The organism is Pseudomonas ficuserectae (assembly GCF_024584585.1).
Classification (GTDB): Bacteria; Pseudomonadota; Gammaproteobacteria; order Pseudomonadales; family Pseudomonadaceae; genus Aquipseudomonas; species Aquipseudomonas amygdali.
On record NZ_CP085684.1, the window covers coordinates 2199911 to 2221711 of the forward strand.

Annotated in this window: 25 protein-coding genes; 13 read left to right on the forward strand and 12 right to left on the reverse strand. The window is 59.0% G+C overall.

The genetic code is table 11. The annotated features are described in order from the left end of the window. Positions 1-36: 36 nt before the first annotated feature. Complete coding sequence (eat, locus tag LJU29_RS09715; protein WP_257112161.1) at positions 37-1401, reverse strand: ethanolamine permease; 1365 nt, start codon at positions 1399-1401, stop codon at positions 37-39. Positions 1402-1692: 291 nt separating this feature from the next. Between eat and pyrF the strand changes: the two genes are divergently transcribed. Next, positions 1693-2391 carry an orotidine-5'-phosphate decarboxylase gene (gene pyrF / locus LJU29_RS09720; RefSeq protein WP_031599498.1) on the forward strand — a complete coding sequence of 233 codons (699 nt, stop codon included), beginning with the start codon at positions 1693-1695 and terminating at the stop codon, positions 2389-2391. 67 nt (positions 2392-2458) lie between these two features. Here pyrF and LJU29_RS09725 read toward each other — a convergent pair whose 3' ends face one another. Continuing rightward, complete coding sequence (locus tag LJU29_RS09725; RefSeq protein ID WP_257112162.1) at positions 2459-3466, reverse strand: NADP-dependent oxidoreductase; 1008 nt, start codon at positions 3464-3466, stop codon at positions 2459-2461. A 218-nt stretch (positions 3467-3684) separates the two neighbouring features. On the opposite strand from LJU29_RS09725, the gene LJU29_RS09730 reads away from it, so the two are divergent. Continuing rightward, positions 3685-4620 carry a S66 peptidase family protein gene (locus LJU29_RS09730; protein ID WP_257112164.1) on the forward strand — a complete coding sequence of 312 codons (936 nt, stop codon included), beginning with the start codon at positions 3685-3687 and terminating at the stop codon, positions 4618-4620. A gap of 30 nt (positions 4621-4650) precedes the next feature. On the opposite strand, the gene LJU29_RS09735 is transcribed toward LJU29_RS09730, so the two are convergent. Both LJU29_RS09735 and LJU29_RS09740 read right to left on the reverse strand, forming a co-directional pair. Then, on the reverse strand, positions 4651-5844 hold the full coding sequence (locus LJU29_RS09735; protein ID WP_257112166.1) for a benzoate/H(+) symporter BenE family transporter: 1194 nt from the start codon (positions 5842-5844) through the stop codon (positions 4651-4653). Between the two features lie 116 nt (positions 5845-5960). After that, positions 5961-6431: a MarR family transcriptional regulator gene (locus LJU29_RS09740; protein WP_004658431.1), complete on the reverse strand. Its 471-nt coding sequence runs from the start codon at positions 6429-6431 to the stop codon at positions 5961-5963. An 82-nt stretch (positions 6432-6513) separates the two neighbouring features. On the opposite strand from LJU29_RS09740, the gene LJU29_RS09745 reads away from it, so the two are divergent. The 3 genes from LJU29_RS09745 to LJU29_RS09755 are packed head-to-tail and all read left to right on the forward strand — an operon-like array spanning position 6514 to position 8738. Further along, complete coding sequence (locus tag LJU29_RS09745; RefSeq protein WP_257112168.1) at positions 6514-7680, forward strand: aminotransferase-like domain-containing protein; 1167 nt, start codon at positions 6514-6516, stop codon at positions 7678-7680. A 38-nt stretch (positions 7681-7718) separates the two neighbouring features. After that, positions 7719-8321, forward strand: a complete 603-nt coding sequence (locus LJU29_RS09750; RefSeq protein ID WP_002552833.1) for a glutathione S-transferase family protein — start codon at positions 7719-7721, stop codon at positions 8319-8321. A gap of 30 nt (positions 8322-8351) precedes the next feature. Beyond that, complete coding sequence (locus LJU29_RS09755) at positions 8352-8738, forward strand: lysozyme inhibitor LprI family protein (RefSeq protein ID WP_257112170.1); 387 nt, start codon at positions 8352-8354, stop codon at positions 8736-8738. 21 nt (positions 8739-8759) lie between these two features. Here LJU29_RS09755 and LJU29_RS09760 read toward each other — a convergent pair whose 3' ends face one another. The 5 genes from LJU29_RS09760 to LJU29_RS09780 form a co-directional block, all read right to left on the reverse strand. Continuing rightward, complete coding sequence (locus LJU29_RS09760; protein ID WP_005744345.1) at positions 8760-9137, reverse strand: glutathione S-transferase N-terminal domain-containing protein; 378 nt, start codon at positions 9135-9137, stop codon at positions 8760-8762. Between the two features lie 74 nt (positions 9138-9211). Beyond that, positions 9212-9757: a GTP cyclohydrolase I FolE gene (gene folE / locus LJU29_RS09765; RefSeq protein WP_002552836.1), complete on the reverse strand. Its 546-nt coding sequence runs from the start codon at positions 9755-9757 to the stop codon at positions 9212-9214. Between the two features lie 457 nt (positions 9758-10214). Continuing rightward, positions 10215-10772: a Smr/MutS family protein gene (locus tag LJU29_RS09770; RefSeq protein ID WP_005755898.1), complete on the reverse strand. Its 558-nt coding sequence runs from the start codon at positions 10770-10772 to the stop codon at positions 10215-10217. A 45-nt stretch (positions 10773-10817) separates the two neighbouring features. Further along, complete coding sequence (locus LJU29_RS09775; RefSeq protein WP_002552838.1) at positions 10818-11135, reverse strand: hypothetical protein; 318 nt, start codon at positions 11133-11135, stop codon at positions 10818-10820. Between the two features lie 154 nt (positions 11136-11289). Then, positions 11290-11880, reverse strand: coding sequence for a cysteine hydrolase family protein (locus tag LJU29_RS09780; RefSeq protein WP_257112172.1), 591 nt, complete (start codon positions 11878-11880; stop codon positions 11290-11292). A 262-nt stretch (positions 11881-12142) separates the two neighbouring features. On the opposite strand from LJU29_RS09780, the gene prmB reads away from it, so the two are divergent. Continuing rightward, complete coding sequence (prmB, locus tag LJU29_RS09785) at positions 12143-13051, forward strand: 50S ribosomal protein L3 N(5)-glutamine methyltransferase (RefSeq protein WP_257112173.1); 909 nt, start codon at positions 12143-12145, stop codon at positions 13049-13051. Positions 13052-13095: 44 nt separating this feature from the next. Here prmB and LJU29_RS09790 read toward each other — a convergent pair whose 3' ends face one another. Together LJU29_RS09790 and LJU29_RS09795 are read right to left on the reverse strand one after the other, a co-directional pair. Continuing rightward, the gene (locus tag LJU29_RS09790; RefSeq protein ID WP_257112175.1) at positions 13096-13899 is read right to left on the reverse strand and encodes a hypothetical protein; all 804 of its coding nucleotides are present in this window, start codon (positions 13897-13899) and stop codon (positions 13096-13098) included. 115 nt (positions 13900-14014) lie between these two features. Beyond that, complete coding sequence (locus LJU29_RS09795) at positions 14015-15043, reverse strand: alpha/beta hydrolase (RefSeq protein ID WP_257112176.1); 1029 nt, start codon at positions 15041-15043, stop codon at positions 14015-14017. Positions 15044-15184: 141 nt separating this feature from the next. Here LJU29_RS09795 and aroC point away from each other — a divergent pair, with 141 nt between their 5' ends. From aroC to LJU29_RS09825, 6 genes are all read left to right on the forward strand, one after another. Continuing rightward, positions 15185-16276: a chorismate synthase gene (gene aroC, locus LJU29_RS09800; RefSeq protein WP_005744350.1), complete on the forward strand. Its 1092-nt coding sequence runs from the start codon at positions 15185-15187 to the stop codon at positions 16274-16276. A gap of 30 nt (positions 16277-16306) precedes the next feature. Continuing rightward, the gene (locus tag LJU29_RS09805; RefSeq protein ID WP_122320981.1) at positions 16307-17470 is read left to right on the forward strand and encodes an MFS transporter; all 1164 of its coding nucleotides are present in this window, start codon (positions 16307-16309) and stop codon (positions 17468-17470) included. Next, a complete protein-coding gene (locus LJU29_RS09810; RefSeq protein ID WP_005731490.1) occupies positions 17467-18081 on the forward strand; it encodes a methylthioribulose 1-phosphate dehydratase in 615 nt (204 codons plus the stop codon). Before LJU29_RS09805 ends, LJU29_RS09810 begins: the two co-directional genes overlap by 4 nt. An 82-nt stretch (positions 18082-18163) precedes the next feature. After that, positions 18164-18709, forward strand: a complete 546-nt coding sequence (locus LJU29_RS09815; protein ID WP_005755878.1) for a 1,2-dihydroxy-3-keto-5-methylthiopentene dioxygenase — start codon at positions 18164-18166, stop codon at positions 18707-18709. A 16-nt stretch (positions 18710-18725) separates the two neighbouring features. After that, the gene (gene mtnC, locus LJU29_RS09820; RefSeq protein ID WP_005755877.1) at positions 18726-19409 is read left to right on the forward strand and encodes an acireductone synthase; all 684 of its coding nucleotides are present in this window, start codon (positions 18726-18728) and stop codon (positions 19407-19409) included. A gap of 257 nt (positions 19410-19666) precedes the next feature. Then, the gene (locus tag LJU29_RS09825; RefSeq protein WP_004667477.1) at positions 19667-20389 is read left to right on the forward strand and encodes a helix-turn-helix transcriptional regulator; all 723 of its coding nucleotides are present in this window, start codon (positions 19667-19669) and stop codon (positions 20387-20389) included. A gap of 109 nt (positions 20390-20498) precedes the next feature. Here the strand turns inward: LJU29_RS09825 and LJU29_RS09830 are convergent, their stop codons facing one another. After that, complete coding sequence (locus LJU29_RS09830) at positions 20499-20777, reverse strand: DUF3509 domain-containing protein (protein ID WP_002552849.1); 279 nt, start codon at positions 20775-20777, stop codon at positions 20499-20501. Positions 20778-21123: 346 nt separating this feature from the next. Here LJU29_RS09830 and LJU29_RS09835 point away from each other — a divergent pair, with 346 nt between their 5' ends. Next, positions 21124-21669: an ankyrin repeat domain-containing protein gene (locus LJU29_RS09835; RefSeq protein WP_005744355.1), complete on the forward strand. Its 546-nt coding sequence runs from the start codon at positions 21124-21126 to the stop codon at positions 21667-21669. The last annotated feature ends 132 nt before the right edge of the window (positions 21670-21801 follow it).

Below are 21801 nucleotides of genomic sequence, written 5' to 3' on the forward strand. Positions count from 1 at the left end.
AAAACCCTTTGCACGCAACCCCGGAAAGTCTCTGAATTATTGCCCGGTCAGCATCGCGTCGGTCGGTGCATCGGCGCGCGATTTGGCGGTCAGGCTGAAGTAGATAAAACCTATGGCCATCAGCCCGAGGAAAATCAGGCCGATCAGCATGTTGAACCAGGCCATTGCCACCAGACACACGATTGCCAGAGCCAGCGCAATGCCGGGCACCACCGGGTAGCCTGGCGCGCGGAAGCTGCGCTCAAGGTCAGGCTCGGTCTTGCGCAGCTTGAACAGGCTGAGCATGCTCATGATGTACATGACGATAGCGCCGAAAACAGCCATGGTGATCATCGCGGCGGTGAGTGTCATGCCGCTCAGGTTGACCAGGCCATCGCTGTAGATGGCGGCGATGCCGATCAGGCCACCTGCGATGATCGCCCGGTGCGGTGTCTGAAAGCGTGACAGCTTGGCCAGCGAGGCAGGCAGGTAACCGGCACGGGCGAGGGCGAAGAACTGGCGCGAGTAACCCATGATGATGCCGTGGAAGCTGGCGACCAGACCGAACAGGCCGATCCACACCAGCATGTGCAGCCAGCCGGAGCTGTCACCGACCACGGCTTTCATTGCTTGCGGCAGTGGGTCGTTGATGTTGGCCAGGGTGCGCCAGTCACCCACGCCACCGGCAAACAGCATGACGCCGATCGCCAGTATCACCAAGGTCAGAATGCCGCTGATATAGGCCTTCGGGATGGTGCGTTTCGGGTCCTTGGCTTCTTCGGCGGCCATTGCAGCGCCTTCAATGGCCAGGAAGAACCAGATCGCAAAGGGGATGGCGGCGAACATGCCGGCAATCGCTTCCGGCCCGAAGGTCTGGGAACCGGCCCAGCCGTTGAGGGCGAAGTTGCTGAAGCTGAATGCAGGTGCGACCACCCCCATGAACACCAGCAGCTCGGCCACGGCGAGAATGCACACGACCAGCTCAAAGGTTGCTGCCAGCTTTACGCCCACGATGTTGAGTGCCATGAACACGATATAAGCGCCGACAGCCGCATGTTTAGGGTCCAGCCCCGGGTATTGCACGTTAAGGTACGCACCGATTGCCATGGCAATGGCCGGTGGCGCGAATACGAATTCGATCAGCGTGGCCATACCGGCGATCAGCCCGCCTTTTTCGCCAAAGGCGCGGCGGCTATAGGCAAATGGGCCGCCCGCGTGCGGGATGGCCGTAGTGAGCTCGGTAAAGCTGAAGATGAAGCAGGTGTACATGGTCGCAACCATCAAGGCTGTTACCAAAAAGCCCAGTGTACCCGCCACGCCCCAGCCGTAACTCCAGCCAAAGTACTCGCCGGAAGTCACCAGCCCGACAGCGATCCCCCATAGATGAATCGTGCCCAGCGTTGGCTTGAGTTGCGTGCTCATGGTCATCTCCCTGATATTCGGTAATCGTTGAAACATCCTGTTGCAGAGGCCGTGCCAGTGCACTGATCATTGTCGTGTTGCTTCAAAACGGGTCGTTTACAGAACGCTGCAGTGAACCGATTCATCGGGTTGTGCAGGTTTGGTGCAGGCCATCGAAGCAGTGGTCGCTGCGGGTGCAGGGAATCATGACTTTTTATGGCCGCGACTGGCTAAATGCCGATCTACGGGTCCCGTCTGCTCGCCGGTTCGGCTACAATGCGCGCCGATTTCGACTTACCTGAGACCACGCTCATGTCCGCCTGCCAGACTCCCGTCATCGTCGCCCTGGATTTTCCGACCCGTGAAGCCGCCTTGCGTTTGGCTGATCAGCTCGATCCCAAGCTGTGCAGGGTCAAGGTCGGCAAGGAGCTGTTCACCAGTTGTGCGGCCGATATCGTCGAGACCCTGCGCAACAAGGGTTTCGAGGTATTTCTTGATCTCAAATTCCACGATATCCCCAATACCACGGCGATGGCGGTCAAGGCCGCTGCCGAGATGGGCGTATGGATGGTCAACGTGCACTGTTCAGGCGGGCTACGCATGATGACGGCCTGCCGCGAAGTGCTCGAGCAGCGCAGCGGTCCTCAGCCACTGCTGATTGGCGTGACCGTTCTGACCAGCATGGAGCGGGAAGACCTTGCCGGTATCGGCCTGGATATTGATCCGCAGGTGCAGGTGCTGCGCCTTGCAGCGCTGGCCGAGAAGGCCGGTATGGACGGTCTGGTCTGTTCGGCGCTGGAAGCGCAGGCCCTGAAAGCGGCTCACCCGTCGTTGCAACTGGTGACGCCCGGTATCCGCCCGGCGGGCAGTGCGCAGGACGATCAGCGGCGCATTCTGACCCCGCGGCAGGCCTTGGACGCCGGCTCCGATTACCTCGTTATCGGCCGCCCGATCAGCCAGGCAGCTGACCCGGCGAAGGCCCTGGCTGCGGTGGTTGCCGAGCTGGCTTGAGCGCAAGGGCGCACAGCGTCAAGCAAGGCACCCCATGCTGAAGCATGAGGTGCCCGGCCCGCGGGCTTTATTCCACTTTCAAGATCAGCTTGCCCTGGTTCTCACCGCTGAACAGCATCTGGAAGGTCTCCGGGAAAGTCTCGAGACCGTCGACGATATGCTCCTTGCTCTTGAGCTTGCCTTCCTTGATCCAGCCTGCCATCACCTGACCGGCTTCAGCGAAGCGCTCGGGGTGGTCCAGTACGATGAAGCCTTCCATGCGCGCACGGTTGACCAGCAGTGACATGTAGTTGGCCGGGCCTTTGATCGCCGTGGTGTTGTTGTACTGACTGATGGCACCGCAGATCACCACGCGCGCGCCGACCGCCAGCTGGCTGAGCGCCGCGTCCAGAATGTCGCCGCCAACGTTGTCGAAGTACACGTTCACGCCATCCGGACAGTGGCGCTTCAAACCATCCATAACGTCTTCGGACCTATAGTCGATGGCTGCATCGAAGCCCAGTTCTTCGGTCAGTAAACGGCATTTTTCTGCGCCTCCTGCGATGCCGACAACCCGGCAGCCCTTGAGCTTGGCAATTTGTCCGGCGACGCTGCCGACAGCACCCGCTGCACCGGAAATCACTACGGTATCACCGCTTTTTGGCTGGCCGACATCCAGCAGCGCCAGGTAGGCAGTCATGCCGGTCATGCCCAGAGCAGACAGATAAAGCGGTAGCGGGGCAAGGCTGGTATCGACCTTGTAAAAGCCTTTTGGCTCGCCCACGAAGTAATCCTGAACGCCAAGTGCGCCTTGCAGATGGTCGCCTACGGCAAATTTCGGGTTTTTCGATTCAAGCACTTCGCCCACGCCCAGGGCGCGCATCACTTCGCCCAGCTTTACGGCCGGAATATAGGATTTTCCGTCATTCATCCAGCCACGCATCGCCGGGTCCAGCGACAGGTATTTGTTCCTGACCAGTATCTGGCCTTCGGCAAGTGCGGTGACCGGAGCCTCTTGATAGGTGAAGTCTTCACGGCGCACATCGCCCGACGGACGCTTGGCGAGCAGGAACTGGCGGTTGGAAAGATCAGTCATGGCAGGGTCTCCAGAAAATGGTTCAAAGATGGATTCAAACGCTCGCCGCGTTGCTCAGGCAAGAAGCGATCATCAAGCGAATGCTGTTTGATAGGAGTCCGATGCGGCTTTGGCGTTCAGACGGATCTGCAGATGACGCAGGCTGAATGCCGATAGGGCTTGAGTCACTTACGCCGGTGCTCTAGATTCATCGCTCGACAAACGTCTGGATAACCGTAATGCCAGCTACTTCTCCACAGACGCTTCACCCTCAGGTCCTGCGTGCTGGCGACGCCGTGGCGTTGGTATCGCCTGCCGGGCCTGTTGACCCCGGCAAAATCGACGCTGCGGTCGCGGTACTCAAGGGGTGGGGGCTGCGTCCGCGTGTCTATCCGCATGCACTGGGCAAATACTCATTCTATTCGGGAACCGACGAGGAGCGACTTGCTGACCTTAACGCCGCACTGGCTGATCCGGAGATCCGTGCGGTCATTTGCAACCGCGGCGGCTATGGCGTGCAGCGAATTGTCCAGCAGGTGGATATGGACGCTGTGCGTCGTGACCCCAAGCTGGTGACCGGCTTTTCCGATATCACCGCACTACATGGTGCGCTATGGAACCATGCGCGTCTGGCCACTATTCATGGCCCGGTCGCCTCGCAGTTGGAACGCGGTGGCCTGTTCGTCAGCGGCATGCACCATGTGCTGATGAGTACCGAGCCGGTATTGCTCAAGGCCGATCATGCCTCACCAACGGCGAAGGTCAGAACGGGCGGCAGCGCGCAGGGCCTGTTGCTGGGCGGCAATCTGTGCATCCTCGATACCTCGGTGGGTACGCCGTTCATGCCCGACATGACCGGTGCGATTTTGCTCATCGAAGAGGTCAACGAACCGGCCTATCGGGTTGACCGCATGCTGACCCATCTGGGTAACTGCGGCATCCTTGCGCGTCTGGCGGGTGTCGCGGTGGGCGAGTTCACCCCTGCCGCGAACACCGGCGGCACCATCAGCCCCGCCGATGTGCTGCTGGAACGGCTGGGCAGTCTGGGCATTCCGGTGCTGGGCGGCTTGCCGGTAGGGCATGGAGATCTCAATCAGGCCGTGCCCTTGGGAACGCAGGCAATACTCGATGCAGATACCGGAACCTTGCTGGTATCAGCCACTGCCCGTAGTTGATCGCTCTTATGACGTGGGCTTGAGGCAGGCTTATCCGGCCTTGCGTGCATTCAGGATCAGCATGGTCAGCAGGCCCGCAACAATGCCCCAGAATGCCGAACCTATGGAAAACAGCGTCAGCCCTGAGGCCGTCACCATAAAGGTGATAAGAGCGGGTTCGCGCTCGCGGGGCTCGGCCATGGCCACGGTCAGGCCATTGGTGATCGAACCGAGCAGCGCCAGTGCGGCAATCGAGATCATCAGCTCCGTGGGGAACGCACTGAACAGACCTGCCAGCGTGGCGCCGAAAATCCCGGCGATTGCGTAGAAAATCCCGGCCCAGATCGCCGCTGTGTAGCGTTTGGACTTGTCTTCGTGCGCATGAGGGCTGGTACAGATGGCGGCGCTGATGGCGGCCAGGTTGATCCCGTGGCAGCCGAACGGTGCGGTAAGCAAAGAGGCAAAGCCTGTTACCGATATCAGCGGTGAGGTAGGCGGGTAGTAACCGTCGGCTCGCAACACCGCCACACCCGGCATGTTCTGTGAGGTCATGGCCACCACGAACAGTGGAATGCCGATGCTGACCGTCGCGACCCAGGAAAACTCGGGAGTGGTCCAGACCGGCGCGGCGACTTGCAGCGCCAGACCGCTGAAGTTCAGCAAGCCCAGCGCGCCCGATATCCCGATGCCGACCAGCAGTGCGAGCAGCACCGAGTAGCGTGGCGAAAGACGCTTCACCACCAGATACGTAAAAAACATGCCCAATACCAGGCTGGTGCGGTGCTGGGCGGCGATGAAGATTTCACTGCCGATCCTGAACAGGATTCCCGCCAGCAAGGCCGCAGCCAGCGAGGCTGGCAAACGCCGCACGATACGTTCGAAGCTGCCCGTTACGCCGCACAGAATAACCAGCAGCGCGCTGGTCATGAACGCGCCAATTGCCTGCGGATATGTCACGCCACCCAGACTGGTGATCAGCAGTGCGGCACCAGGTGTGGACCACGCCACGGTAATCGGCATGCGGTAGCGCAACGAAAGACCGATGCTGCACACCGCCATGCCCATGAACAAGGCCCACAGCCAGGATGAGACCTGCACGCTGCTCAGCCCCGCCGCCTGTCCGGCCTGAAACATCAGCACCAGCGAGCTGGTGCAGCCAGTCATCATAGCAATGAAGCCGGCAACCACCGCAGACAGCGATGAGTCGGTCAGCGGGCGCAATGGCGCCTTGAGGGTCTCGTTCATGCAGGGCGTTCCTTGAAGCGGGCAGGTAGCAAAGGACGCCAAGCCTAAACGTATGGTCGCGTGGCTTTACGATACAGCGATACGAGTAAACGCCAGCACAGTTGCGACAGTGGTATTTATTCGACGTCAGTCCCGATTGGACACGCACCGGATTGCAGTGTCTGGCCCAGCGCCAGGTTGACTGTCATCCAGCCATCCACCGCTTCCTGACCCGCTTCGGCGAACACCCGTTGCAGCAGCTTGACCTGTTCACGCCGCAACGCCTGCTCGAAACGGGCGCCTTCATCGGTGAGCCCGAGTAGTCGTTTGCGTTTGTCGGTTTCCGGGGCGGTGCTGTGCACCAGGTCCATGCCGATCAGTTGGCGCAACGGGGCATTGAGCGCCTGCTTGCTCACGCCCAATACCGTGAGCAGTTCCTTGACGCTCAGTTCGGGATAGCGAGCGATGAAAAATACAATGCGCTGATGCACGCGACTGAAGCCGCGCTTGGCCAGCATTTCATCCGCCTTGGCGGTGAAGGCCTGATAGCCGAAGAAGAAGGCTTCCATGGCCATTTGTTGATTGGCAGGTTTTTTTAAGTCAAGCATGTTGACGTATCCGGGGTGGGCGTCGTAATTTGAGTCAACAAGTTTGACTTATTTTCCTTCGTCTCGGCTACAGGTAAGTGCCATGGCTTTTTCCGAACGCGTTTCCCGTCTGAAAAGTTCTCTGATTCGCGAGATCCTCGCCGCCGCTCAGCGCCCGCAAGTGATGTCGTTCGCCGGTGGCCTGCCTGCCGAGTCGATGCTGCCCAAAGTCGAGTGGGCTGACATGCCTGTTTCTCTGGGCCAGTACGGCATGAGCGAGGGCGAACCTGCGCTGCGCGAAGCGCTGGCTGCCGACGCCCGCGCCCTGGGTATTGCTTGCGATGCCAGTCAGGTCATGGTGGTCAGTGGTTCTCAACAGACGCTGGACCTTGCGGCCAAGCTCTACATCGACAAAGACACCGAGATTCTGCTTGAAGCACCCACCTACCTGGCGGCGCTGCAGATATTTCAGCTGTTTGGTGCCGACTGCATCACCGTGCCCCTGCAGGCCGAAGGCCCGGACCTGATTACCATGCGCCAGCGCCTGGAGCAGCACAGGCCCGCATTCGCCTACCTGATCCCGACGTTCCAGAACCCCTCGGCAGTGCGCTACAGCCAGGCCAGCCGCGATGCGGTTGCGGCTTTGCTTGACGAGTTCGGCGTCACGTTGATCGAGGATGAGCCTTACCGCGAGTTGAGTTTTGACGGCGGCAGTGCCAGGCCGATTGTCAGCGGCCTGAAGGCAGCAAGCTGGATCTACACCGGCACGGTCTCCAAAACGCTATTGCCCGGCCTGCGTGTGGGTTATCTGATCGCCAGTCCCGATCTGTTTCCGCACCTGTTGCGCCTGAAGCAGTCCGCTGATCTACATACCAATCGCCTTGGCCAATGGCAGGCCTTGCAGTGGATTGGCACTGAGCACCATCGTGAACATCTGCTGACGCTGTGCGAGTTCTACCGTGGTCGCCGGGATGCATTCGAGGATGCCTTGCAGACGCATTTTTCAGACCTGGCCGAGTGGAACAGCCCGCAAGGTGGATTGTTCTTCTGGCTGACCCTGAAACAGCCGCTGGACACCCGTACCTTGCTGGATGCCGCGTTGGCGCAGGACGTCGCGTTCATGCCGGGCGAACCTTTTTTTGCTGACCCGGACGCCAATCACGGCCATCTGCGCCTCAATTTCAGTCATATCGACCCGGCGCGTCTGAATGAAGGCATAAAACGACTGGCGTCCGTGGTCCGTGCGGCACAGAATCTGAAAGCCGCCTGATCAGAGCCGGCAATACAGGCATATCGAGGGAGCAGGCGATGTACAAGGTTTATGGCGATTACAACTCGGGCAACTGCTACAAGGTCAAGTTGATGCTTAACCTGTTGGGCAGTGAGTACGAGTGGGTGCCGGTCGATATTCTTAATGGCGAAACCCAGACCCCGGCTTTTCTGGAGAAGAACCCAAACGGCAAGATCCCCGTGTTGGAACTGGAAGACGGCACTTGTCTATGGGAGTCCAATGCGATTCTCAATTTTCTGGCTGATGGTTCCAGGTATCTTCCGAGCGAACCGCGGCTGCGCACCCAGGTTCTGCAATGGCAGTTTTTCGAGCAGTACAGCCATGAGCCGTCGGTGGCGGTTGCCCGCTTCATTCAGTTCTATCTGGGCTTGCCGGCTGAACGCATGACCGAGTATCGGGCCATGCAGAAATCCGGTTATCGAGCGCTGGCGGTCATGGAGCAGCAGCTTGATCGCACACCGTTTCTGGTCGGTGAGAATTTCTCCATCGCCGATATCGCCCTGTACGCCTATACCCATGTCGCTCATCAGGGCGGTTTCGATCTGGCACCTTACACCGGAATTCGGCGCTGGCTGGATCGGGTCAAGGCGCAACCGGGTTATGTCGGTATGCTGGATTGATGCACCCATTGGCTGAATAAAAGGAAATTTATGCGTGTTTCAATAGCACTTCTGGCCGCTTTCATCGCGCTGGGTATCGGCTGCTCGGCACAGGCTCAGGATTGCGATGCCAATCAGGCCAGCATGAATCAGTGTGCTGCCAATGAGCTGTCGGCGCTCGATGCTGATCTCAACAAGCAGTACAAGGCGCAGATGGCGTGGCTGAAGACGCCGGCTAAAAAGCAGGCGTTCAAGGATGCACAACTGAAGTGGATAGCCCTGCGTGACGCCGATTGCCTGTATCAGGCTGGCAAGCCCGAGGATTCAGGCTCCATCTGGCCGTTGCTGCAATCGCAATGCCTGGCTGACCAGACCCGCGTGCGCCTCAAGCAGTTGCAAGCCTATGTCGCCTGCCGCGAGGAAGGTTGCCCGCGTTGAGGCACGTCGGGCACGAGGTATTCAGATCGCGCCGAACCGCTGATTCAGGTAGTCGATAATGACCTTGGATTCGTACATCCAAACGGTTTTGTCGCCTTCTTCGATTCGCAGGCAAGGCACTTTGATTTTGCCGCCCTCGTTAAGCAGCGTCTGACGGTCAAGCTCGTTGTTCTTCGCATCGCGCAAAGCGACAGGAACATTGAGACGGTGCAGGGTACGACGGGTTTTCACGCAGAACGGGCAGGCGTGGAACTGGTACAGCGTCAGGTCTTGAGCCGCCTCAGCGACAACCGCCTGGGCCTGCGGATCGCGCTTCTTCTTGCTCGGGCGGGTCAGGAAGTCGATACCGATGACGAGCTGGCCAAGGCCGACTCTTAACGCTTTCATGAACACGGTCATACCTCTTGCGGACAGTGGCGAAAATCGGCCGGACGTTCAGCGTGCGCCAGGCACGTGAACGCTGGCTGAACGGGTCACTTGATCAGGCTGAGAAACTCACTGCGAGTGGCAGCATTTTCACGGAATTCGCCGAGCATCACTGACGTGATCATGGCCGAGTTCTGCTTCTCGACACCGCGCATCATCATGCACATGTGCTTGGCTTCGATCACCACCGCCACACCCAGTGCACCGGTAACCTGCTGGATGGCCTCGGCGATCTGACGGCTGAGGTTTTCCTGGATCTGCAGACGGCGGGCGTACATATCAACGATCCGCGCCACTTTCGACAGGCCCAGCACCTTGCCGTTGGGAATGTAGGCGACATGTGCCTTGCCAATGAACGGCAGCAGATGATGCTCGCACAGCGAGTACAGCTCGATGTCCTTGACCATGACCATTTCACTGGCATCGGAGCTGAACAGCGCGCCGTTGGTGACTTCTTCCAGCGTTTGCGCGTAACCGCGACACAGGTACTGCATGGCCTTGGCGGCGCGTTTGGGGGTGTCCAGCAGACCTTCGCGCGAGACGTCCTCGCCCAATTGCCCGAGTATGGCGGTGTAATTCTGTTCCAGTGTCACAGGGGTGTGTTTCCGTGTGGGTTTCGATGGGTGCGAGGGCAGGCCCGTCGCCGACGGCGCACATAGTAACTTACGCAAGAGTGCGGGTGCACGGCAGCGCTGCAAATCAACCGGGGGTTATGCGTTTTGTATCGTAGCGCTTACACGTTGGCGACCAGATCGCTACCCACTTCCCCGGAACCGCGCTGTCTGACTGTGCAGGTTATTAATCAATTGCCTGTCGAGAGAGTGAATCCGGATGTTGAGTCGAGTAGCAAAAATAGCGTTGTTCGCAATCGTACTGTCGTCGGTTTCCGGCTGCTGGCCGTTTTGGCCTGGTCCGGGCGGACATGGCGGCGGCGGTGGCCATCATGAAGGGGGTGGACCTGGTGGACCTGGTGGACCTGGTGGCCCCGGCCCGCGCTGAGTAATACGCCGGGCAGCAGATTGCTGTCCGGCAAGAGGGGCGCGAGGAGGATTACTCGTCGCGTCCTTCCATCATGGTGCGTCTGAGTATCACGTACACCGCCCCCGCACCGCCATGTTTGGCCAGGCATGAACAAAAGCCCAGTACCTGCGAATGCTGACGCAGCCAGGTGTTGACGTGGCTCTTGATCATGGGGCGCTTGCCGTCCAGGCGTACCGCCTTGCCGTGGGTTACACGTACGCAGCGTATTTCCAGTCGGGTCGCTTCAGCCAGAAACTCCCACAGCGTCTCACGCGCCACTTCCACGCTCATGCCGTGTAAGTCCAGGCTGCCTTCGAAGCTGATCTGCCCGAGTTTGAGCTTGCGCATCTGGCCTTCCTGCACGCCGTCGCGCGACCAGCTCAGGATATCTTCCGGACCGACATCGATCACGAATTGATCCGACAAGCCGTCGACGGTCACCGAATCGGTGCGCACAGTCGCCGACTGACGCAGGCGGGCCAGCATTTTTCGATCGGTCTTGGGTTTGCCGACATCGGCGTGTTCATGCTTGAGCGGCTTTACGCCGCGCGTTTCGCTTCTGAACAGGGAAAAATCGTCGTCTTGCATGGGGCCTCCGCGAAGGAAGCCATTCTAACCGTTCAAGCGCCAGGGTCAGTTGTGTTTTTTCATCAGGTGCGCCGAGATACTCAAGCCGCTGGCACTGCGTTGACGGCGGCAGCGGCGCCATAGCCAGACACCCAGATAAAGCACCAGCAACCCGCCGACGGCGACAAATGCGGCGCCTCCAGGGCTGGCATTCAGTTCGCCGAGCATCTGCGGGTGAACGGTCAGGCTGGAAACTCCGGCAACGGTCAGCAACACGCCTGACGCCAAAAGAAGCAGCGCGATCAGCGTACCGATGCGTTTGCCCCAGTTGCCCTGACCCCTGGGGCGCAGGCGACGTGCATCGAAACCATCTGACGTTTTCATGCCTTTTCCTCAATAGGTATCGGCTCAATGGAGTATCGGCGCTGTGACCCGGAGAAGAAGGGGTGGTTCCCGCCTCCGGGATGATACGAGCCGGCAAGGGATAGGCGGTTATGTGAATACGCCCACACAACCACTCGTTCCGGCGCAGATCAGATCAGATCAGGTCTTTGGTCAGCGCCAGTGTGGCGAAGTTGTCGGCCATGATCGCCATCTCGGTTCTATGCACCACCTGCGCGCTGACGACGCCGTGCGGGCTCGGCAAGTCGCGGGTTGCGCAGGCATCGTCGACCAGTGTGCAGCGATAACCGTAGTCCTTGGTAGCGCGAACCGTGGTGCTGATGCTCGAGTGGCTCATGAAGCCGCAGACGATCAGATCCAGATGACCCAGCTTTTGCAGAAGATCATGCAGCCCGGTGCCGTTGAAAGCGTTGGGCAGGCGTTTTTCGACCAGATGTTCGTCGTCCTTTGGCAACAGCTCCGGCACCAGTTGACCGCGCTCGCCCTGTGGGTCGAACAGGCCGCCCACAGTGCCCAGATGGCGAATATGAACAATCGGGCACTTGACCGCACGGGCCCTCTCGACCAATTGGCAGATGTTGGCCAGGGCTTCGTCGACGCCTGTCAGGGCCAGCGGGCCGCTAAGGTATTCTTTCTGGGCATCGATGATGATCAGCGTCGCATTGCTCAAATTGGCGGGCGCATGCACCCGGCCGCTGAGTTGGAACATGGTCTTTAAATCGGACATTCACGGGCTCCTTGGTGTGGGGCTTTTGTGACATTGTCCTCTGGCTGAGGCGTTCTGGGAATGGCAACCATCGCAGGCCACGGTTTTTATGGCCTGCAGGGCAGTTGGCGGTGGGGGTGGCTGGCGGTTTGCCTTGATGGCAGTACGCGAATCATGGAAACTTCCATGCCTATCGGGTACGAAGAATGTGCATTGTTCGGAACCAGACTTTTCACCGTGGCTCGTCTTACAGCAGCTCGTCGCCTTTCCAAGGAGTTTGTCCATGATCACTTCCCGTTTGCGTACCGTGCGCGACCATATACGGTGGGCCGTCAGCCGCTTTCACGAGGAAGACGTATTTTTCGGTCATGGCACCGACAATGCCTGGGATGAAGCGCGGCAGTTGGTGCTGGGCGCATTGCATCTGCCTTGGGAAATCGCCGACAGCTACCTGGATTGCCGCCTGGAAGTCGATGAAATATCCGAACTGCAACGCCTGATCAAACGCCGAATCGATGAACGTGTGCCAACGCCGTATCTGCTGGGCGAAGCCTGGTTTTGCGGTATGTCGTTCATTGTCGATGACCGTGTATTGATCCCGCGTTCACCTATTGCCGAACTGATCGAAGAGCGTTTCGCGCCCTGGCTGGCCAACGAACCAGCCCGGATTCTGGACCTGTGCACTGGCTCCGGTTGCATCGGTATCGCCTGTGCCGAGGTGTTTCCCGAAGCCGAGGTGGCCCTGGCCGACTTGTCCTACGACGCACTGGAGGTGGCTAACCAGAACATCGAGCGTCACGGCATGGAGGATCGCGTCTACACCGTGCAGGGCGACGGGTTCGACGGTTTGCCGGGGCAGCGCTTCGACCTGATCGTGTCCAACCCGCCCTATGTGGACGCCGAAGACTTTGCCGACATGCCAGACGAGTATCAGCATGAGCCTGAGCTGGCGCTGGCCTGTGGCAGCGATGGTCTGAACTTGGTACGCCGTATGCTTGCGCAGGCAGCCGATCACCTGAACGAGAAAGGCTTGCTGATCGTTGAAGTAGGCAACAGCCAGGTACACGTGCAGGCGCTGTACCCGGAAGTCGATTTCGCCTGGCTGGATTTCCAGCGCGGTGGTCACGGGGTGTTCATGCTCACAGCAGAACAGTGCCGCAACCATCAGGCGTTGTTCCAGTCGAAGGTTTGATAGGGAAGACTGAGAGAAGGGGGAGCTGAGATCAGCTCCTTTTTTTATCGGTGGGTCGCGATCCAGATCAACAGTCCCGCCTGAAACACCGCGAAGGTCACCAGGCAGGCAATCGTGAAGCGCAGACCGGCGTCCTCGCGCTTGTACTTGCCGACACGGTCTTCGTGCTGGCGAATGGTCACTTCCTGTTCGATCAGGTTCTTCTCGGCCTTTTCCAGCATTTGCGAGGCTTCGAGAATTTCGATGATCTGCACCTTGTCGTTGTTCCAGGTGCTGTGCAGGTTGCCGACGTGTACGTCCTTGATGGTGCCTTTCATGTGCTGGGCATCGGCGTACGCTACTTCAAAACCCAAGGTGCGCAGAAAGTGGTCACGACGCAGGCGTGTGTCTTCGTTCAGGCCGTCCTTGCTCGCCAGCGCTACGCCTTCAATCTTGTAGGATGACCATCTTTTCTGCGCCCAATGCACGGCATGGGCGATCATGAAACGACCGATGCCGCGGTTCCACGGCTCGATCTGCAAGCCTGATTCGGGACCGAAGCGCACAGTACGCTTTTCGTGGTCGGCCCAGACATCCAGATTGTTCTGTTCCTTGCGGACCCGTTGGCCTGGCAGCTGCACATTGATGCGCAGCAGGCTCAACTCCTTGCTGTGCCGCTCGGCACGACCAAACTGCACAAAACGCAAGGGCCGTCCGCCGGTGGCGCGGTCGGTAGGCTGTGGTGCCAGACGCAACATCTGAAAGTTCTCGGGCAGAATGTCTTCCCACGGCTGCGGCGGTGCCTGAACCTCGGCTTCTACGCTTTCGGGTGCTGCAGTGGTTTCAGTCATGATATTCGCGTCAGTCATAATGGTGTCCTTTCCTGGGCCTTGCACCGTGATACTTGCAACGGAATACTTGCAACGGAACAAAAAGCCAGCAAACCGCTATCGGCCAGATATCCGAAGACTGAAGGGCTTGCAATTATCTGACGTCAGATTTTTTTCCTGGTTGGGGCAGGGCCTTGATGAAGGCCAGGATCCGCTTGGTCACTTCACTGGCCAGCGGCTGGGTCGGGTTGCGGTAGGACAACAACTGCTGCTGTAAGTCGTCTGGCACGATACGCAGCACATGATTCATTCCGTCGATCAGGGCCAGTTCAGCATCCGGTCTGGCTTTTTGCAGCAGCAGGGCATCGCCCACGCCCACCTGAATGTCGTTGCGCCCCTGAACGATCAGCGCCGGAACGTGCACTGCAGCGAAGGCTGCGGCGGGGTCCTGGCGAAACAGCGAGATCAGATACGGCTGGACACTGGGGCGAAATACCACTTCCAGCTCGGCGGGCACGTTGTCGTCGATCTTGCCCGCCTTCAGTTCATCGAGCAACTGATTGCTGCGTTGCAGCAGATCCGGTGGCAAGCGCTCCTGAAATTGTTCGCGCAGCACCTGATCGACAGGCCGTCCGGTGCCCGCCACGGAAATCAGCGCTGCTGCACCCACTTTTTCAGCCGCCAGCGTCGCCACCAGCGCACCCTCGCTGTGGCCCAGAAGAATCAGCTGGCCAAGGCGCGGGTTGGCTTTGAGCGCTCTGGCCCAGAGTTGAACATCGGCCACGTAGCGCTCGACGCTCAGATTGCGTTCATCCGGCGTGACGGCCTTGCTGGCTGCGACGCCGCGTTTGTCGTAGCGCACGCTGGCGATATTGTTTTTAGCCAGAACCACCGCCAGGCGTTTCATGCTGTCGTTGCGTCCACCCTCAGGGTTGTTGCCGTCGCGGTCGGTGGGGCCGGAACCGGCGATGATCAGCACCACCGGGACCGGTTTGTCCGAACGGGGCATCAGCAGAGTGCCGTACAGTTTGCCGTTTTCGGTATCCACCGTGATCGGCCGCTGCACCACGCTGGGCGCCGCAGCACTGGCTGTTCCGGCGATTAGGCTCAGGGTCAATGTTATCGGCAGGGCCAGCAGACGCAGCGCGTTTGGTACTCGAAGCAGGGAATTACCGGATAACATCGCAAGGCCATCATGGGGAGAGTCTCGCTTGGACGCGCGGCGTGACAGAAGGTTCGAGGATGAACTGAACCGCGAGCCTGCGTATACTGGCGCGCTTGGTTTAACGATCTGGTTTTTTGGCTGATTTTTCGGAGCGCCCGCATGTCCGGCAACACTTTCGGCAAGCTGTTCACTGTCACCACCGCCGGCGAAAGCCACGGCCCGGCGCTGGTCGCTATCGTCGATGGCTGCCCGCCGGGGCTGGAGCTGGACCTGCAAGACCTGCAGCGTGATCTGGACCGGCGCAAGCCAGGCACCAGCCGCCACACCACCCAGCGTCAGGAGGCCGATGAGGTCGAGATCCTGTCTGGCGTCTTCGAGGGCAAAACCACCGGTGCCTCCATAGGCCTGCTGATCCGCAACACAGACCAGAAGTCCAAGGACTATTCGGCCATCAAGGACCTGTTCCGTCCGGCTCATGCCGATTACACCTACCACCACAAGTACGGTATTCGCGATTACCGCGGCGGCGGCCGCAGTTCGGCACGGGAAACCGCCATGCGCGTGGCAGCGGGGGCGATTGCCAAGAAATATCTGGCAACCCAGGGCATCGTCATTCGCGGCTACATGAGCCAGCTGGGCCCGATCCAGATCCCGTTCAAGACCTGGGATTCGGTAGAAGACAACGCGTTTTTCTGCCCCGACCCTGACAAGGTGCCGGAGCTGGAAGCCTACATGGACCAGCTGCGACGTGATCAGGACTCGGTCGGTGCGAAAATCACCGTGGTCGCAGAAGGCGTGATGCCGGGGCTCGGCGAGCCGATCTTCGATCGTCTGGACGCCGAGCTGGCACACGCGCTGATGAGCATCAATGCGGTCAAGGGCGTAGAGATCGGTGCCGGTTTCGACTGCGTTGCACAACGCGGCACCGAGCACCGCGACGAGATGACCCCACAGGGTTTCCTGTCCAATCAGGCGGGCGGCATTCTTGGTGGCATTTCCTCGGGCCAGCCGATCATTGCGCATCTGGCGCTCAAACCAACCTCCAGCATCACCACGCCGGGGCGTTCGATCGATACCGATGGCAACGCGGCTGACGTCATCACCAAAGGCCGGCACGACCCGTGTGTCGGCATTCGCGCCACACCGATTGCCGAGGCGATGATGGCCATCGTATTGCTCGATCATCTGCTGCGTCATCGCGGTCAGAACGCCGATGTCAGTGTCAACACGCCTGTGCTGGGACAGTTGTAATGCGCGCTGTCACGGTCGCGGACTGCTAGCGTGACGCAAACATCCGGCGGACAGCTTCCTTACTGGCGGCTGTCCGGGTTCTACGTGTGCTATTTCGCCTTGCTCGGCCTGTCTGCGCCGTTCATGGCCCTTTATCTTCATCACTTGGGTTTTTCCAGCTCACGCATAGGCGAACTGATCGCCATCCCTATGCTGATGCGCTGCGTTGCGCCCAATCTCTGGGGGTGGCTGGGTGATCACACTGGTTGGCGTCTGACCATTGTGCGGTCCGGCGCCATCTGCACGTTGTTGGCGTTTTCGCTGATTCTGGTCGAAAAAAGCTATGCCTGGCTGGCGATGGTCATGGCGCTCTATGCGTTCTTCTGGCATGCCATCCTGCCGCAGTTCGAAGTCATCACTCTCGCGCACCTGCAAGGCCAGACCTCGCGTTACAGCCATATCCGGCTGTGGGGCTCGATCGGTTTCATTCTGGCGGTCGTGGTGCTGGGACGGGTGTTCGAATGGTTCAGTCTGGATCTGTTTCCTTACATCGCGCTGGCGATCATGGCCGGTATCGTTGTCAGCAGCTGGTGGGTGCCGAATGCGCATCCCTCACCGTCGAGCCGTGAAACTGTGTCGGGCGGCTTTCTCAGGCAACTGGCGCGTCCTGGTGTATTGGCGTTCTACCTCAGTGTCGCGCTGATGGTGCTCAGCCATGGGCCGTATTACACCTTTTTGACCCTGCACCTCGAAGCGCTCGGCTACAGCCGTGGCCTGATCGGCCTGCTATGGGCGGTCGGTGTGGTGGCTGAAGTGCGGATGTTCATGGTCATGAGCCGGATTCTGCAGCGTTTCTCCGTGCGCCAGGTACTGTTCGCCAGTTTTCTGCTGGCCGCATTGCGCTGGCTGCTGCTGGGACTGTTTGCCGATCACCTGACCGCGCTGCTGATTGCTCAGGTGATGCACGCCGCCACGTTCGGCAGCTTTCACGCCGCCGCCATTCATTTCGTGCAAAGTAGCTTTGGCCCGCGTCAGCAAGGACAGGGACAGGCACTGTATGCCGCGTTGTCCGGCGTGGGTGGCGCGTTGGGCGCTCTGTATTCCGGTTACAGCTGGAACGCGCTGGGGCCAGCCTGGACGTTTGCCATTGCCAGCCTTGCAGCCTTTGCCGCAGCCATCATGATTATCACACCCAAGAAAGAGGAAGGTGTATGAGCCGCGAACAACTTAGCGTGGAAATAATCGAGGCCGGGCGCTTCCTGTATGGCCGCGGCTGGTCGCCTGCCACCAGCAGTAATTACTCCGCGCGTCTTTCAGCCACCGAGGCGCTGCTGACCGTATCCGGCAGGCACAAGGGCCAGTTGGGTCCTGACGATGTGCTGGCTACCGATATGGCAGGCAACAGCCTGGAGCCCGGGAAAAAGCCGTCTGCCGAAACCTTGCTGCACACCCAGTTGTACAGCAGCAGGCCACAGGTTGGCGCGGTGCTGCACACCCACTCGGTGAATGCGACGGTGCTGTCGAGGCTGACTGCCGCCGATCATCTGGTGTTCGAGGATTACGAGCTGCAAAAGGCCTTTCACGGCGTGGTCACTCATCAGTCGCAGGTCGTGGTACCGATTTTCGACAACGATCAGGATATTGCCCGTCTCGCCGCAAAGGTGCAGCCTTGGCTGGACGCCCATCCCGAGTGCGCTGGTTACCTGATCCGCGGTCACGGTCTCTACACCTGGGGGGCAAAAATGAGCGACGCCTTGCGCCAGATCGAAGCGTTCGAGTTTCTGTTTGAATGCGAGCTTAAAATGCGCGCGGTATTGAACCGTTGAAAACGTCGTATTAAAACCAGCCTGTAAGCCTGACCTGCCTGTAAAAGCCGGAAGGTGGTGCCCCAAACCGAGGATTCATGCCATGAGCAGCCTGTCCGTTTATCACGTTTCAAGCCCTGACACGCCCAACAAGGTGCTGACCCATCTGGAAGATATTGCTTCGACGCTGGCCGAGCACGGCGTGGCGTTCGACCGCTGGGAAGCGGCGACGCCGATTACCCCCGGTGCCAGCCAGGAAGAAGTGATCAGCGCCTATCGCTCCCAGATCGACAAGCTGATGACCGAGCATGGTTATGTCACCGTGGACGTCATCAGCCTCAACAGTGACCACCCGCAAAAAGCCGAATTGCGCGCCAAATTTCTTGAAGAGCATCGGCATGGCGAGGACGAAGTGCGCTTTTTCGTAGCCGGGCGGGGCTTGTTCACATTGCACATCGAGGACTACGTATACGCCGTGCTGTGCGAAAAGAACGACCTGATTTCCGTACCGGCCGGCACCCGGCACTGGTTCGATATGGGCGAAAACCCACATTTCGTGGCCATCCGCCTGTTCAACAATCCGGAAGGCTGGGTGGCGAATTTTACCGGTGAAGACATTGCTGGCCGTTTTCCACGGCTGGAAGACTGACAGGAGCCCGATTCTGATGCCCATCAAAGCTATCCTCACGGATATTGAAGGCACCACCAGCGCAGTGAGTTTCGTTTTCGACGTGCTGTTTCCGTTTGCCAAAAAGCACCTGCCCGGGTTTGTTCGGCAAAACGCCGGACAACCGGCAGTGGCGTCGCAGCTGCAAGCGGTACGCACCGAGGCCGGCGAGCCTGACGCCGATGTCGAGCGGGTTATTGCAATACTGCTGGAATGGATTGCCGAAGACCGCAAGGCCACACCGCTGAAGGCGTTGCAGGGCATGGTCTGGGAGCAGGGCTACAACGCCGGACAGCTCAAGGGCCATGTTTATCCGGATGCTGTCGATGCCTTGAAACACTGGCATCAACAGGGCTACAGGCTTTACGTTTATTCCTCGGGCTCAATTCAGGCTCAGCAATTGATTTTCGGCTGTTCCGAGGCGGGCGATCTGTCTGGTCTGTTCAGTGGTTACTTCGATACGACGTCCGGCCCCAAGCGCGAAGCGCAGTCCTACCGGACGATTGCGCAGGCAATCGAGTGTCCTGCCGAGCACATTCTGTTCCTCTCGGATATCGTCGAAGAGCTCGACGCAGCGCAGGCCGCTGGCATGATCACCTGCGGTCTGGCGCGTGACGGCGGGGTGCTTGCGGGTCACAGATATGTGAGCAGTTTCGCGCTCATCGACCCTGCCTCGTTCTAAACGACATCAGCCTGTCGTGCACGGCATTGTCCTGATGCCGCAGCATGCAAATCTGCCTGCCGCGAGGCTTGCACGCTATTTTCTGTAAGGAGCGTCCTGCTTTTGAGTGGGACGTTGCCTACCTGAAAGTGCGTTGAATCTGTTTGTTCTGCTCGTCATTCTTCAACGCGATTATTCGTGTAAGTTCTGCGCCCATCGCCCGCTGAGTCACGGACAACACCTGTACCGATTCGCGGGCGCATAAGGAGCGGCAGCGGATGTGCAGTGCCATTAAAGAAAGCGCAAGCAGGGACTTATTGATACAGCAGATGGTGAGCACGATCAGCGAACTCGATGGCCAGACCGCCATCGAGAATGCCCTCGAATGGCTAAGGCGCGAATGCAATAGTGAGCGGGCGATGTTCTATCAGTTCAAAGGGCCGGTGCTGCTGACGTTCATTACCTGCAATGTCGATGATGCCTGGGGCAAGGCTTACCGCCAGCGCGAGTTCATCACCCAGGATCCGGTCATCCGCTGTTATCGCAATCAGTTGGGATTTGTGAACTGGCAGGATGCATTCAGACAGTATCCGGTGTCAGCGTGTTACGAAGAAATCGTCGATACGTGCGAACTGCTTCCGGCCATTTCCTACGGCTACATGAACCATTGCCGTGGTGCCGACAGCGTGACGTCGGTTTGTACGCTGGGTGAAGTGGGGCGAGCGATCTCCGCTGAACAAAAATACCTCATGAGCAGTCTCATGCCGGTGCTGCACAGCGTTGCGCGGGGTTTGAAGTTCTGCTCTCGCGGTTTGACCCATCGGGAACTGGAGGTACTGCAGTGGGCCAGGGATGGAAAAACTGCCTGGGAGATCTCAATGATCCGCGACGTGTCGGAGTCGACGGTGAAGTATCACCTCAAGACCATCTATTCCAAGCTCGGCGTCGCCAATAGGGCGCAGGCGGTAGGCGAAGCGCTTTGCCGGGGTTTGATCAGGTAATCGACACCTGAAAACGCGGGCAAAAAAAAGCCGCGAGAACAAGGTGTAATCGCGGCAAACAAGGGATGAGAGCGTACAGCGGGTGCCGCCCGTCAAGGCGGCGGGAAAATCAACGGGTGTGGTAAGTCGGCAGGTCGAAGCGGTGCTGACTTTGCAGCATCGAAATAGCTGGCAACTCGCTGGCTTGTGCAGCCAGGTCGCGGCGGATAGCACTGATTACCCATTCCAGCTGGACCGGAGTGTGTAACTGAGCATAAGACACGGAGCGACGGATCTGCTTGCCATCGTGGGTACGCAGTGACAACAGAACACCACCATCAGGACGTGGCTGGGTGGTAACGGTGTAGTCGGAGAATACGGAAGCGAATTTTTCTTGAATAAAAGTCATGTCAGGCGGCTCCATTGCTCATGGGATAATAAGCTTGGAAGTACTATTGCAGTGTCTGTGCCAGTCTTTTACTTAAAATAAATCCTTTAAAATCAACAGCTTGAAATATTCTCTATTTTAAGGCTTCGTGCATTTTGCATGAACACCCTTCGTGCGCCCTGCATTTTGCCGTTTCTTGCACGATGGGTATCGGGCAGAAGGAGGATTGCATCGATTGCGGTGATCAGGAGCAGGCATTGCGCATCCGTATCCATGCCGATCGAACAGCTGGCGAGACTTGAGGTCAGTGTGTGTATCGACGCCGGGTCAACGCATGCCCGGAGTACCGTGCGCCAAGGAGTAGTTAATGACCGATACAAATATCAGCGCTTCGCAAACCATGACTGAAGACGAAGCCGCCGAGTTCGCCGAGCAGGTATTCGATGTGGCTCGCCAGGGAAATGCAGTCATGTTGGAGCGTCTGCTTGAAAAGGGCCTGCCTGCAGACTTGCGCAACCACAAGGGCGACACGCTGCTGATGCTGGCCAGTTATCACTGTCATGCGGATGCGGTCCGGGTGCTGCTTGATCACAAGGCCGATCCGGAAATTCGCAACGACAATGGTCAGAGCCCTATCGCCGGTGCCGCGTTCAAGGGCGATCTGGCGGTGGTGAGGCTGCTGGTCGAGGCCGGTGCCGACGTTGACGGCGCCTCTGCCGATGGTCGTACTGCGTTGATGATGGCGGCCATGTTCAATCGCAACGAGATAGTCGATTACCTGATCAGTCAGGGCGCGGACCCGCATGCCACTGATGCCAAGGGCATTACTGCGCTGGGTGCCGCTCAGGCAATGGGTGCGACTGTCACCATTGATCAACTGATCAAACTGGGTGTGCAGCCGGCCCGGTCCTGATGCTGAGTGCCTTCAGGGCATGAACACATAGAGGCGATGGATTTACCGTTATCTGTAACTGTTCGGGAATGCCCATCTGCGCAAAAAAAGCTATGGCGTCCTCCACGTTCGCATGGAACCGAATCCGGCCCA